This window comes from Paenibacillus timonensis, assembly GCF_022427145.1.
GTDB classification, from domain to species: Bacteria; Bacillota; Bacilli; order Paenibacillales; family Paenibacillaceae; genus Fontibacillus; species Fontibacillus timonensis.
Genome location: NZ_JAKSXN010000006.1, coordinates 20,657 through 34,352 on the forward strand (window position 1 = coordinate 20,657; position 13,696 = coordinate 34,352).

General features: G+C 56.1%; 9 protein-coding genes. 8 read left to right on the top strand and 1 reads right to left on the bottom strand.

Features of this window, described 5'->3' with window-relative positions; translation table 11 throughout:
• Positions 1 to 66 precede the first annotated feature (66 nt).
• Positions 67 to 2,616: a beta-mannosidase gene (locus MJ257_RS03475; protein ID WP_240267926.1), complete on the bottom strand. Its 2,550-nt coding sequence runs from the start codon at positions 2,614 to 2,616 to the stop codon at positions 67 to 69.
• A 247-nt stretch (positions 2,617 to 2,863) separates the two neighbouring features.
• On the opposite strand from MJ257_RS03475, the gene MJ257_RS03480 reads away from it, so the two are divergent.
• The 8 genes from MJ257_RS03480 (at position 2,864) to MJ257_RS03515 (ending at position 13,687) form a co-directional block, all read left to right on the top strand.
• Entirely contained in the window at positions 2,864 to 3,862 is a 999-nt protein-coding gene (locus tag MJ257_RS03480; protein ID WP_178020038.1) for a substrate-binding domain-containing protein, read from the top strand.
• The gene (locus MJ257_RS03485; protein WP_372489734.1) at positions 3,843 to 5,858 is read left to right on the top strand and encodes a cache domain-containing sensor histidine kinase; all 2,016 of its coding nucleotides are present in this window, start codon (positions 3,843 to 3,845) and stop codon (positions 5,856 to 5,858) included. Before MJ257_RS03480 ends, MJ257_RS03485 begins: the two co-directional genes overlap by 20 nt.
• Positions 5,855 to 7,096, top strand: a complete 1,242-nt coding sequence (locus MJ257_RS03490) for a response regulator (protein ID WP_240267927.1) — start codon at positions 5,855 to 5,857, stop codon at positions 7,094 to 7,096. Before MJ257_RS03485 ends, MJ257_RS03490 begins: the two co-directional genes overlap by 4 nt.
• Positions 7,097 to 7,312: 216 nt before the next feature.
• Positions 7,313 to 8,371, top strand: a complete 1,059-nt coding sequence (gene chvE / locus MJ257_RS03495; protein ID WP_372489735.1) for a multiple monosaccharide ABC transporter substrate-binding protein — start codon at positions 7,313 to 7,315, stop codon at positions 8,369 to 8,371.
• A gap of 91 nt (positions 8,372 to 8,462) precedes the next feature.
• The gene (gene mmsA, locus MJ257_RS03500) at positions 8,463 to 9,992 is read left to right on the top strand and encodes a multiple monosaccharide ABC transporter ATP-binding protein (protein WP_240267929.1); all 1,530 of its coding nucleotides are present in this window, start codon (positions 8,463 to 8,465) and stop codon (positions 9,990 to 9,992) included.
• 4 nt (positions 9,993 to 9,996) lie between these two features.
• Complete coding sequence (gene mmsB, locus MJ257_RS03505) at positions 9,997 to 11,160, top strand: multiple monosaccharide ABC transporter permease (protein ID WP_240267930.1); 1,164 nt, start codon at positions 9,997 to 9,999, stop codon at positions 11,158 to 11,160.
• Between the two features lie 234 nt (positions 11,161 to 11,394).
• A complete protein-coding gene (locus tag MJ257_RS03510; protein ID WP_240267931.1) occupies positions 11,395 to 11,934 on the top strand; it encodes a TetR-like C-terminal domain-containing protein in 540 nt (179 codons plus the stop codon).
• Positions 11,935 to 12,106: 172 nt separating this feature from the next.
• Positions 12,107 to 13,687: an oleate hydratase gene (locus MJ257_RS03515; protein WP_240267932.1), complete on the top strand. Its 1,581-nt coding sequence runs from the start codon at positions 12,107 to 12,109 to the stop codon at positions 13,685 to 13,687.
• Positions 13,688 to 13,696 lie beyond the last annotated feature (9 nt).

The window sequence follows — 13,696 nt, forward strand, 5'->3', positions numbered from 1 at the left end:
TTACAATTTACATAACACGTGATTTTCTATCTGTTTATTATAACACGGTAAAATCCAGAGTCGAATTCACACGAAGTCGGCCATCGAACGGACGGTCAACCGGCCCGGATTCCCCGCTACGAAAGGTTCCGCGCTGTCCGTGCCGCCCCGCCGCCGGAATTCCACCGTCACCGGAACGCCGGGGATCAGGTCAAAGTAATTGTCCGAGAAAATGCCCTCTTCTTCCGCCGAAATCCACACTTGGCGTGCCAAGACATCGCTGACCAAGGTAAATCGGCTGCCGCCGCTCCCGGCCTCTTCCTGAACGGTGATGTTCGCCTGCGGTAACGAAAGTGCTTTGGCCGATACGAAATAATGCGGTTTGTCGTCTACCGCTTTTCCATCCAACTCCAGGACGGCATGCAATACGACTTGTCTTGGATCGCGGCCCTCCAGCCATTCCGCCCGGGTGAACACCGCAGCTTTGACGACGGAATCCGCAGCCGCGCGAACCTCCAATGCCTGTTCTTTCAACAAGGTGCCCTGGAAGTCGTATAGGGACAGCCGCAGCTGGGCTTCCACCGGCTTCTGCAGATCGGACACCAGGCTGATCGAGATCGGACCATCCTCCGGCTCATAAATCGCCAACATGACGTCGCGGAAGCTTCTGCGAACCGTATACTGCAACGCCTTCCAGCGTCCGTAATAGTCCATCCCAGCCCAAGACGCCACCGGCCAGCAATCGTTCATCTGCCAGTACAGCGTCCCCATGCAATAAGGCTTGTTGCGGCGGTGCGCTTCGATCGCCGTGCGGATCGCCTCGGCCTGGAGCACCTGGCTCATGTACAGGAACGATTTGAAGTCCTTTGGCGCAGGCAAATAAAGGTCCATGTATTCTTTGATCAGCTGATTGCCGCGGCCGTTCTTCTGATGGGCCAGCATGATGTCGGACTCCAGCGCCAACTCGCTCTCCGGCGCGTAGGTTAGCACCGATTCCAGCTCCGGGAAGGATTGGAAGCCGTATTCGCTCATAAAGCGGCCGACCCGGAGATTATAGTTGTCGAACGGCTCGACCGCGTGCCACACGCCCCAGTAGTGGACGTCGCCTTCGCCGGTCACTTGGAGCGCATGCTGGTTCGCTTCCCCCGTCAGCTTACGGAGCGGCGAAGACGGCCAGTAGGCCACCCCGCCGGCATGGCGTTCCACGACTTGCGGCAGGATCCGATGGAAGATCGCTTCGTAATCGGCCCATAGCTTCTCACGCTGCTCCGAGGTGAAATCCTTTTTCCAGCCCCAGCCGCCGTCTTCCTCATAATGGGCCCAAGCCGAGTCGATTTCGTTATTGCCGCACCATAGCGCGATACACGGATGATTCCGCAGCCGCTTGACGTTGTCCTCCGCTTCGCGGGCAATGCTGTCAAGAAACTCCGGTTCCCCCGGATACATGCTGCAGGCAAACATGAAGTCCTGCCAGACCAAGATCCCGTATTCATCGCACAGCCGGTAAAAGATGTCCTGTTCGTAAATACCGCCGCCCCAGATGCGAAGCATGTTCATGCCGCTTTCGGCCGCCGAGGCGATCTCATGGCGGTAGCGTTCGTCCGTCACTTCGGTCAAAAAACTGTCGTTCGGGATATGGTTGGCCCCTTTGGCAAATACCGGCACCCCGTTTAACTCGAAGCGGAAGGAAGCGCCGGCAGCGTCCTTTTCCCGCACCAGCTTGATGTCGCGTAGCCCGGTGCGGACGGACGCCTCGGCGATCGTTCCCTGCCCGCCGTCCGCCACAAGCTCGGCGCGGAAGCTGTACATGGCCGGTTCTCCCAGCCCCCGGCACCACCACAGCTTCGGCTGCGAGATCGCCGCAGGCACCTCCGCCACGTGCGTTCCCGGCTCCAGCGCCACGGGGCATTCCCAGGTCAGCTCGCCGTTGGTTAACCGCAGCCGGCCTTCCCAGCGCTCGGAGGTTTCGATCTCCGCCACGGCGGTAAGCTCGGCAACCGAGACGTTAACCCGGTCCTGGCGAATATGCAGGTCGCGAATGACCGGGCCGCTCCGGCCCTCCAACCGGACCTCGCGCCAGATCCCGCTGGTCACGAAGCGCGGCCCCCAATCCCAGCCGTAGTGATACGGCGCTTTGCGGGCAAACACGCTGACCCGGCGGTCGCCTAACCCGCCCAGCTCCGATTGGTCGTTCGACGCCGGCAGGTCGTAACCCAGCTTCTCAAGCTTGGGCAAGTCCTCCGCGATCGGCGAGCGGAAGCGGACCGTAACCTTGTTAAGGCCTTCGCGCAGCAGCGGCTTCACATCGATTCGCCAGACGCGGAACATATTGTCGGCCGACAAGGCACGCACCCCGTTGACCGCGACGTCGGCATACGTGTCCAAACCGTCAAAGACGAGTTCAATTCGCGGCAAGGCAAGCCAAACCTCATCCATTTCGAAGGAGGCCTCGTATTCCCAATCTTTTCGATCGATCCACTGCAAGTCATGTTCGTTTGTTCCATAGAACGGATCGGGGATCATCCCGTTGCGAAGCAGATCCGTATGCACCGTGCCCGGCACCCGGGCCGGCTTCCATTCCGTTTCGTCACACGCTTTGAAGTTCCAATGGTTGATCACATAGCTGCGGTTGTTCATAAGCCCTCCATTATGATGTAAGTTAGGCTTATTATATACTAATCCCGTTATTATTTGTTATATATTTGTTAGTGATAGGGTAAATCAAATTTCTATATGATTTTTGGCCGGAAACAGAGGACAGTACATGTTGATGTGGCTACGATTCTTTTCAACATAAAATAATAATTATCATTTTTACCGAATCATAGTATGATGTTGTCGAAAGTTTACCGATTGGTAACTCTTCCTATGAAAGGGGTTTCATATGAAGAAAATATGGATCGTTTATTTGCTGTTATTCGCCTGCTTCGCGTTATACGTGCTGGATTATCGCTCCCAGAGCCATTTGAACGATCAATGGAATTCCGGCGGCCTCCAAGGATCCATCGATGAGAAATACGTGATGGTGACATTTCAAATGGGGATCGATTATTGGAAAAGCGGGCTGAAAGGCTTCGAAGACGCGGCCCAGGCGCTGAACGTCTCCGTGGAATACCGCGGCTCTACCCAGCGCGACATTCATGAACAAATCACGGTATTGGAGCAGGCCATCGCCAAAAAACCGGCCGGGATCGCGATCTCCGCCATCCATCCGACCGAGCTCACCGCCACGATCAACAAGGCCGTCGACGCCGGCATCCCGGTCGTCTTGTTCGATTCCGACGCCCCGGGCAGCCGCGCCTTTTCCTTCCTCGGCACCGACAACTATTCGGCCGGCGTCGAGGCTGCGCGGAAAATGGCCGAACTCACCGGCGGACGCGGGGAGGTGGCTATCGTCACCGTGCCGGATCAACAAAACCATCAGGAACGGACGGAAGGATTCTCCGATACCATCAAGCAGGAATTCCCCGACATGCGCATCGCCGCCACCAAAAACGGCAAAGGCGACGAGCTTTACTCCCGGCAATCGGCGGAAGAGATCCTGCAGGACTTCCCGGGGATCGCCGGCATTTTCACCACCGAAGCGAACGGCGGCATCGGCGTTGCGGAAGCCGTGCGGGCATATGGCTTGGCATCATCCGGTCCGAAGATCATCAGCTTCGACACCGATAAAGGCACCCTGGACCTGGTCAAGAGCGGAGATATCGCCGCCACGATGGCCCAGGGAACGTGGAACATGGGATATTGGTCGCTGCATCTGCTATTTTCGTTAAAGCATGACCCGGATGGGTCGCAGCACCCCGGCCCCCGCGTTCCCCAACGGCTGGATACGGGCATCACCGTCGTCACGCGGCAGAATGTGAATGATTACTATGCGAAATAGCTATGGCAAACGGACCTGGGAGATCCGCCGTTTTTCGCTGAATAACCTGCCGATCCGCTACAAATTAATCGTCCACTTCATGCTGATCAGCATCCTCCCCTCCATCGGGCTGGGCGTGCTGACGAATTGGACGGTCAACCGCATTATCGAACGCCAGATCACGGACAATACGCTGCAGTTGATCGGCAAGGTAAACCGTTCGCTGGAGACGTATGTGGAGAATTTGCAAAACATGACGTTCTTCATCTCCTTTAACCCGGAGGTGCTGCAATTTCTCGAAAACAGAAGCGATGCGGATGCGGAACCCAACGTTGTGCCGGCATTGTCATCCGAGGGACACGAACCCGCTGGAGGCACAGGAGCCCGCCCACAGAAGGAAGTTCGCTCCGCCGGATCCACGGCACCTCCTCCAACAATGACAACGGCCGAGGCGGATGCCGACCACTACGAGATCCGCAAATTCCTGCAGGGCTTTACTACCTTGTACTCGGAGGTTGCGGGGATTCTGATCGTCAACGGCCGCGGCGACTATATCAGCAACGAAATGTACGCCAGAACCGATGGTGACCTGACCCGGGAAGCCTGGTATCAGGAGGCGGTCCGCAATAAAGGAATCTTCAAAATCATCGGTCATCCGCGAGGCCGAAACGTGACTACGCATGTAAACTACAAGGACAGCGAGGTCGTCTCGGCCGTAAGGGCCATTCTCGACCCGGAGACCCAGCAGGTCAAAGGCGTCGTATTAATCGACCTCAAGCTGCGGGTCATCGCCGAAACCGCCCAGGACGTCCGTTTGGGGAAAACGGGCTATTTAACGGTGGTCGACGGAAACGGCGAACTGATCTATGCCCCGCCGGAGCCTTACATCGACCGCGTCCCGTTGGAGCGGCTCGGCCAGGATGGCTCTGGAACCTACGCGGAGCGGCTGGGCGGCCGCGAATTGCAATTCATTTACCGGCATTCGCCGTTTACGAACTGGACGACCGTCGGCGTATTTTCAATGGCGGAGTCCGCTTCGGAAATGCGCGAGATTCGCTTTTACGTGGTCAGCTTTGTTTTTGTCGTCTGCTTGCTGGGGATGACGGCCTCCTTCTATTTGGCCCACACGATATCCAGGCCAATCGGACAGTTGGCATCCTTTATGCAAAAAGCCCAGTCCGGCGATCTGACGATTCGCCACTGGAGCGACCGAACCGACGAAATCGGCCTGCTCGGCCGCCGGTTCAATGCCATGCTGCAGCAGATCCATCGGCTGCTCTCCTTGACCGAGCTGCAGGAGCGTCAGAAACGGGAAGCGGAGCTGCGGAGCCTGCAGGCGCATATCAAACCGCACTTTTTGTACAATACGCTGGATACGATCCATTGGATGGCCCGCCGCAAAGGCGCGGAAGATATCGCGGAAATGGCGGAGTCCTTGTCGAAGCTGTTCCGAATCGGCCTCAGCAAGGGGAATGACATCATCCCGCTGAACGATGAAATCGAGCATGTCCGCAGTTACTTGCAGATTCAATCCGTCCGTTATCAAAACAAAATGGATTACTCGCTGCACATCGCCCCGGAAATTCGAGGCGTCTATGTGTTAAAGCTGATCCTCCAGCCGATCGTGGAGAATGCCATCTACCATGGGATCAAGGAACGCCGCGGCCCGGGCCGCGTTGTCATCGAGGCTGCCGAGGACAGCGGCACCTTGGTGATCACCATCCGGGACGATGGAAAAGGCATTCCGGCGGATAAGCTGGCCCAATTGCAAAAGGAACTGCAAGCCGCGGCCACCGCAGACGGCCGGGAACGGGGCTCCGAATCGATAGGGTTAACCGCCGCAGGCGAAGGCAGCCAGGGTTACGGGATGCTGAACGTGCAAGCCCGGATCACGCTGACCTTCGGCGCCAAATATGGGCTGGCGATCCAAAGCGAAGAAGGCCGGGGAACGGTAGTTACCGTCACCCACCCGATCATTCGGGATGAACAAACCCGCTGGGAGAGGAACGAATCATGAAAGGAATATTCTCGGAAAACCGTTGGAAGGTACTCATCGCCGACGATGAGCGCATTATTCGCGAAGGCATCCGTGACAGCGTGGACTGGGAAAGCTTGCGCCTTACGGTAGTCGCCGAGGCGGAAGACGGCGAGGAAGCCTTGGAGATGGCCATCCGGCACGGCGTCCATATCCTGCTCGTTGACCTGAACATGCCGATCATGGACGGCATCGAGCTGATGAAGCGGGTTCGCGAGCAGTTGCCGGAGTGTAAAATCGTCATCATCACGGGTCATGACGAATTCGCGTATGCGCAAAAGGCAATTCGCCTTCAAGTGAAGGATTACATTCTGAAGCCGGCCAATCCGGCGCAGCTCGAGAAGGTGCTGCGCCAGGTGCGCGGGGAACTGGAGGAAGAAACGTCCAAGCAGCAGCAATGGCAAGAAGCCTCGCGGCAAATTACCCGCAGCTACCCGCTCCTGAGGGAGCGGTTTTGCCAGCAGTGGCTGGACGGCGGAATGACGGGCGTAGAAATCTCCGAACAGCTGCAGTTTTTGAAGCTGCCGGACGCCTGCCCCGATTGGCTCGGTATCATCCGTTTGCCTGAATCGGCTGGCTCCTCCACAGTCCTCAAAGAGAACGAACGGCAGCTTTACGGATATGCGGTCGAAAATATCGCCGCCGAGGTGCTCGCCTCCTATCCCAAGGCCATCTTCCGCGATCCCTTCGGCCTGATCGTCGTCCTGCTGTGGAGTTTGGACGCCGAGGCCGATTTCAACCGCATCGAGTCCTTGGTGCGAACCCACTTGAAAATCGCCGCCGAGGTCCATTTGGCCGAGGGGAGCAGCGACGTGCTGGAGCTTCCGGCCATTTACCGGAGAGCCAAGTCCGCCGTCATGAAGGAAACCGTCGTTTCGCCGCTGGTGCGCCGAGCCAAGCAGTACATGCTGGAGCATTTCGGCGACGGCGGGCTAACCCTGGAAGCGATGGCGCAAGAGCTGCAATCTTCCCCGGCTTATTTAAGCCGCATGATCAAGCAGGAGCTAGGGACGACGTTTAACAGTTATTTGACGCAACTTCGCATCCGACGAGCGACCCGGTTGTTGAATGCAACCGAGCTGACGATTGCCGAGATCGCCGAACAAGTCGGTTACGAAACCCAGCATTATTTTAGTACGGCATTCAAGCGGTCGACCGGTCTTTCTCCGCTGCAGTACCGCAAAGGCGCATTTGGACGCGAAGACGCCCAGGGGGAGTAAATCTCCCCCCTTTTTTGCGCGATTTTCCGCCCCCTCCCCTTCCTTCTATTTTTGAGCCAAGCCTTCCACAAAGGTTCGATTTTTATAAAAAGAGTCAATTCGCTGTAAATACGGCCTCCCCTTCGCTTGCTATACTCCCTACTGTAAACGCATTCATTTCAGGTATAGGGGGAATCGGCTTTGAAGAAGGTAACGGTTATTTTACTTGCACTGGCGATGGTATTGGCCCTCGCGGCTTGCGCCAACGGCGGAAACGGCGGCGGCAGCGGATCGGGCAACAGCGAGAAGGGAACGATCGGCATTGCCATGCCGACGAAATCATCCGAACGCTGGGTGAACGACGGGAACAACATGGTCAAGGAATTTAAGGACCTGGGTTATGGCACCGATCTGCAATATGGAGAAGACGTCATCGAAAACCAGGTGTCGCAAATCGAAAATATGATCACCAAAGGCGTAAAAGTCCTTGTCATTGCCGCCATCGACGGCGGCGCCCTCACGGACGTGCTGCAAAAAGCCCATGACCAGGGCATTCAAGTCGTCGCCTACGACCGGCTGATCATGAACAGCGAGTACGTCGACTACTACGCTACCTTCGACAACTTCAAGGTTGGCGTGCAGCAGGCCTCCTACATTGAAGAGAAGCTGGGCCTGAAGGACGGCAAAGGCCCGTTTAACATCGAACTGTTCGGCGGCTCGCCGGACGACAACAACGCCTACTTCTTCTATGACGGCGCCATGTCCGTGCTTCAGCCGTACATCGATTCCGGCAAGCTCGTCGTGCGCAGCGGACAAACCAAGATGGAGCAAATCGCCACGCTGCGTTGGGACGGGGCTACCGCTCAGGCCCGCATGGATAACTTGCTGAGCGCCCACTATTCCACGGAGAATATCGACGCGGTGTTATCCCCTTATGACGGGATCAGCATCGGGATCCTTTCTTCGCTCAAGGGCGTCGGCTACGGCTCCGGAAGCAAAACGATGCCGATCGTGACCGGTCAAGATGCCGAGCTGGCTTCGGTCAAATCGATCTTGGCTGGCGAGCAGACGCAAACCGTCTTCAAGGATACGCGCGAACTGGCGAAAAAGGCGGTCTCCATGGTCCAAAGCATACTCGAAGGCACGGAAGCCGAGGTCAACGACACGAAAACCTACGATAACGGCGTCAAGGTCGTTCCTTCTTACCTGCTCGAACCGGTTTCGGTCGACAAGGACAATGTCGAACCGGCGCTCGTCGACACCGGCTATTACTCCAAGGAAGATCTGGGACTCTAACATCCACTTACGGTGACCGGCATAGCGGCGGACGCGGATTCGGGCGACCGTCGCTATGCGCTTACCCTAAGCGAAAGGCCAGGTGGCGCAAGTGAGCAATACGATTTTGGAAATGAGGGGCATTACGAAGACCTTCCCGGGCGTCAAAGCGCTAAGCCAGGTCAACCTAAAGGTAGCCTCAGGGGAAATCCATGCCTTATGCGGGGAAAACGGGGCCGGCAAATCGACGTTAATGAAGGTGCTCAGCGGCGTTTATCCGCATGGCTCTTATGACGGAGATATCCTGTTTGAAGGCAAGGTTTGCGAATTCAAGGACATCAAGGAAAGCGAACAGTTGGGGATCGTCATTATCCATCAGGAGCTTGCGCTGATCCCCTACCTCTCCATCGCGGAGAACATTTTTCTCGGCAATGAGCAAAGCCGACGCGGGCTGATCGATTGGAACGAAACCACGGTCAAAACGAAAACGCTGCTGCAACGTGTTGGCCTGAACGAATCGCCAGCCACGCGCGTCCTGGAACTGGGCGTCGGCAAGCAGCAGCTGGTGGAGATCGCCAAAGCGTTGTCCAAGCAGGTCAAGCTGCTGATTCTCGACGAACCGACGGCCGCCCTGAACGAGAAGGACAGCGAAAATCTGCTGGAGTTAATCCTGGAGCTGAAGAAACAAGGCATCACCTCCATCATCATTTCGCACAAATTGAACGAAATCAGCAAGGTCGCCGATTCGATCACGATCTTGCGAGATGGCAAGACGATTCAGACTTTGGATATGAAAGCCGACCAGGTGACCGAGGATCTAATCATCAAGGGCATGGTCGGGCGCGATCTCACCCACCGCTATCCGGAACGGGTTCCCCGGATCGGCGAGGTCATCTTTGAAGTACGCGGCTGGGAAGCGACTCACCCGCAGCAAGAAGAACGCAAAGTGCTGGACGGCATCAACCTGAACATCCGCCGCGGAGAAATCGTCGGGATCGCCGGCTTGATGGGCGCGGGCCGAACCGAACTGGCGATGAGCCTATTCGGCCGGTCCTACGGAAGGCATATTAAAGGCCAACTGTTCCTGCACGGCAAAGAAGTGCGGTTTAACGATATCAGCCAGGCGATCAAGCACGGCGTTGCTTATGTTACCGAAGACCGCAAGCAGTACGGCTTAGTTTTGATCGACGATATTAAACGCAACATTTCGCTGGCTTCGTTAAGGAAGCTGTCCCGCCGAGGCGTCATCAACGAACGGGAGGAAGTGCTGGTCGCCGAGGAGTACCGGAGCAAGTTGAATATTAAAACGCCGAGCATTTTGCAGAAAACGGTCAACCTGAGCGGAGGCAACCAGCAGAAGGTCGTCCTCAGCAAGTGGATCTACGCACAGCCGGAAATTTTAATTCTCGATGAGCCGACGCGAGGCATCGATGTCGGAGCCAAATACGAAATCTATTCGATCGTCAATCAACTGGCGGACGAGGGCAAAGGCATTTTGTTCATCTCCTCCGAGCTGCCGGAAATTCTCGGGATGTGTGACCGCATCTACGTCATGAGCGAAGGCCGGATCACCGGGGAAGTCCAGCGCGAGGATGCCACCCAGGAAGTGTTGATGAAATCCATGACTCGAGGCAGGGGGTAAACCGATGCAAGCGGTTAGCGAACTTTTCAGAAAAAACATACGCCAGTACGGCATGATCATCGCCCTGATCTTCATCACCGTGCTGTTTCAAATTTTGACGGGCGGCATCTTGCTGAAGCCGCTCAATATTACGAATCTGATTTTGCAGAACAGTTACATTTTGGTGCTGGCCATCGGGATGGTGCTTGTCATCATCACAGGACATATCGATTTGTCCGTCGGCTCCATCGCCGCCTTTATCGGCGCCCTGGCTGCCATCATGATGGTCGATCTTCAGTGGCCTACGTTCCTTGCAATCATCATCTCATTGGTGATCGGCGGGTTGATTGGGGCTTGGCAGGGATTTTGGGTCGCTTACGTGAAAATACCGGCCTTCATCGTCACATTGGCCGGGATGCTGCTGTTCCGGGGCTTGACGATGATCGTACTCGGCGGCCAATCGATCGCGCCGTTCCCGAAATCGTTCCAGCGGATCAGCTCCGGCTTTATTCCCGACTGGTTCGGCGGCGGCAGCCTTCACACCCTGACGGTTCTCCTTGGCCTCATCCTCTCCCTCCTCCTGATTTGGCAGGAATGGAAGGAGCGCCGGACCCAGGCCAAATACCAGTTCGAGGTGGCGCCGGTCTGGATGTTCGTGACGAAACTCGTGCTGCTCGTTGCCGTCATCAACGTGTTTACCTTTGTGTTGGCCACCTATAACGGGCTGCCGAACATCTTGATCATCCTGTTCTTCCTGATCGTCATCTACTCGTTCGTCATGAACCGCATGGTGGCCGGACGTCATATCTACGCGCTTGGGGGCAATGAGAAAGCCGCCAAACTTTCCGGCGTCAAAACGAAAAAGGTGACGTTCTGGGTGTTCGTCAACATGGGCGCCTTGGCCGCGCTGTCCGGCCTGATCTTCGCCGCCCGCCTCAATTCGGCGACGCCGAAGGCCGGGACGAACTTCGAGCTCGATGCGATCGCGGCCTGCTTTATCGGCGGGGCTTCCGCCTCCGGCGGCATCGGCACCGTCATTGGCGCCATCATCGGCGGCCTCGTGATGGGCGTCATGAACAACGGCATGTCGCTCATCGGTCTCGGGGTCGATTGGCAGCAGGGCATCAAAGGGCTCGTCCTGCTCCTCGCCGTCGCGTTTGACATTTACAATAAATCGAAGACGAACTGACACTCCGCCCTTGCATGAGAAACAAGCAGGCCTCCGCCGGAAATTCGGACGGAGGCTTGCTTGTGTGTTATACCCTTATGAGGCGCTGCCCCTCCTCCCCCTCTTTTGTGAAAGACTCAGAACCCGCGTATAATGGAGTTATCAATGCGAACCGGATCATGTTAAAGCAGGTGATTCCCTTTGTCGAGTTCCCATCTCACCAAAAAGGCGCTTGCCGCCTCGCTGAAAAGCAGGATGACCCATACCCCTCTAAACAAAATCACCGTTAAGGATCTCGTGGACGATTGCGGGTTAAACCGGCAAACGTTCTATTATCATTTCCAGGATATTTACGAGCTGCTCGGCTGGATATACCAGACCGAAGCGGTGGACGCCATTGCCGGGGAGCGCAGCTATCGCACCTGGACCAACGGGTTCCTGAAAATCTTCAAATATATCGAAGATAACCGGGCGTTTTGTTTGAACACGCTGAACTCCCTGGCGCGCAGCCACCTGGATTCCTACCTGTATAACGTGACGAACAGCCTGGTCATGGGCGTGGTTGAGGAAGTGTCTGCGGGGATGCATGTCGATGAGGCGGATCAACGGTTCCTGGCGAACTTTTATACCCTGGCGTTTACCGGTCTCATCATTGGGTGGATGCGGGATGGAATGAAGGAACGGCCAGAAAGGATCATCGAAAAGCTCAGCGAATTGGTGGATGGTCATTTCGAGCAAGCGCTGCAGCGGTATGAGCACAAAGCCACCAGGTCCTCCACCTCGCATAAAAGGTAATGGGGAGACGGCCAGTAACTCGAAACATGGCTTTTTCCGTCGGAATCCTAGACACTCCTGAGGGAGTGTCGTTTTTTTATACAGCGGCGCTTCATTGTGGATTTAGTTTGCTCCAAAGAGGGATTACATTGGGATTGTTCCATTCATCACACTCTTTGGAGGCGAAAGATCAATGTCAGCAGAACATAACACGAGACAGGTTTATTTTGTCGGTGGAGGGATCGCTTCGCTGGCGGGAGCCGCTTTCCTGGTCCGCGATTGTGACTTTCCCGGTCGGAATATTCATGTGCTGGAGGAAATGAAGGTGCTGGGCGGCAGTAACGACGGTGCCGGAGACGGCGAGCACGGATATGTGATCCGCGGCGGCCGGATGCTGAATGACGAGACTTATGAAAATACTTGGGATTTGTTGCGCTCCATCCCTTCAATAGACCAGCCGGGGCTTTCGGTGCGGGATGAGATCATCGCTTTCGACACCGCCCATCCTACGCATTCCAACGCCCGGCTAGTGAACAAGCAAGGCCAAGTAGAGGACGTCACTTCCATGGGCTTTGATATGGCGGACCGGCTAGCCATGGTCAAGCTGATCGTGACGCCGGAGGAGAAGATGGGCAAGGCACGAATCAACGACTGGTTTAGCCCGCACTTTTTTGAAACGAATTTCTGGTACATGTGGGCGACGACCTTTGCCTTCCAGCCCTGGCACAGCGCCGTCGAGTTGAAAAGATACATGATCCGCTTTATGCATGAGTTTCCGCGGATCCATACCTTGGAGGGCGTGACCCGAACCCCGTATAATCAATACGATTCCATCATCCTGCCGCTTCATAAGTATTTGGAGGAGCGAGGGGTCGATTTCACGCTGAAATGCACCGTCACCGATCTGGATTTCAAGGAAGGCGACGAGATTACCGCCACGCGCATGCACTATATCAAGGACGGCGTAGCCGGAACGCTGGATTTGGCGGAAGGCGACCTGGTGATCGTCACCAATGGCTCGATGACGGAAGGCTACAGCTTAGGCTCCATGTCCACGGCACCGAAGTTGAACGGCAAAGGCAGCTCCTGGCAACTGTGGGATCGCATTGCCGCCAAAAAGACGGGGCTAGGCAACCCTTCCTCCTTCGACGATCATATCGACGGCTCCAAGTGGGAGTCTTTTACGGTCACTTGCCAGGACTCGCGTTTTTTTGATCTGATGGAGGCTTTCTCGCGGAATAAGGCGGGCACCGGCGCGCTGGTCACCTTTAAGGATTCAAGCTGGCTCATGTCCATCGTGTTGGCCCATCAGCCGCATTTCCGCAATCAGCCGGAACATGTGAAAGTGTTCTGGGGCTACGGGTTGTTCCCGGATCGTGTCGGGGATTATGTGCCTAAGAAAATGTCCGAATGCAACGGCGAGGAAATTCTAACCGAGCTGCTGCACCATCTCCATTTCGATCAGGACAGGGAGGCGATCATCTCTAGCGCCAACTGCATTCCCTGTATGATGCCTTTCATTACGGCGCAGTTCATGCCCAGAGCGATCGACGACCGGCCGAAGGTTATTCCGGAAGGTTCCACCAACCTGGCGTTTATCAGCCAATTTTGTGAAATTCCGGACGACGTGGTGTTCACCGAGGAGTACTCCGTGAGAGCAGCCCGCATGGCGGTGTATGGCCTATTGGGGCTGAACAAGCCCATCGCGCCGATCAACCACTACCAGTACGACGTGCGCACGCTACTGCAGGGCTTCGTCACCTCCTTCCGGTAAGTCCGGAAC

Bases quoted from the DNA above. Each gene is read 5' to 3' on its own strand.
- MJ257_RS03480 (WP_178020038.1), top strand. From the start codon at position 2,864: ATGAAGAAAATATGGATCGTTTATTTGCTGTTATTCGCCTGCTTCGCG.
- MJ257_RS03510 (WP_240267931.1), top strand. From the start codon at position 11,395: ATGACCCATACCCCTCTAAACAAAATCACCGTTAAGGATCTCGTGGAC.
- MJ257_RS03515 (WP_240267932.1), top strand. From the start codon at position 12,107: ATGTCAGCAGAACATAACACGAGACAGGTTTATTTTGTCGGTGGAGGG.
- chvE (WP_372489735.1), top strand. From the start codon at position 7,313: ATGGTATTGGCCCTCGCGGCTTGCGCCAACGGCGGAAACGGCGGCGGC.
- mmsB (WP_240267930.1), top strand. From the start codon at position 9,997: ATGCAAGCGGTTAGCGAACTTTTCAGAAAAAACATACGCCAGTACGGC.
- MJ257_RS03485 (WP_372489734.1), top strand. From the start codon at position 3,843: ATGATTACTATGCGAAATAGCTATGGCAAACGGACCTGGGAGATCCGC.
- MJ257_RS03475 (WP_240267926.1), bottom strand. From the start codon at position 2,616: ATGAACAACCGCAGCTATGTGATCAACCATTGGAACTTCAAAGCGTGT.
- MJ257_RS03490 (WP_240267927.1), top strand. From the start codon at position 5,855: ATGAAAGGAATATTCTCGGAAAACCGTTGGAAGGTACTCATCGCCGAC.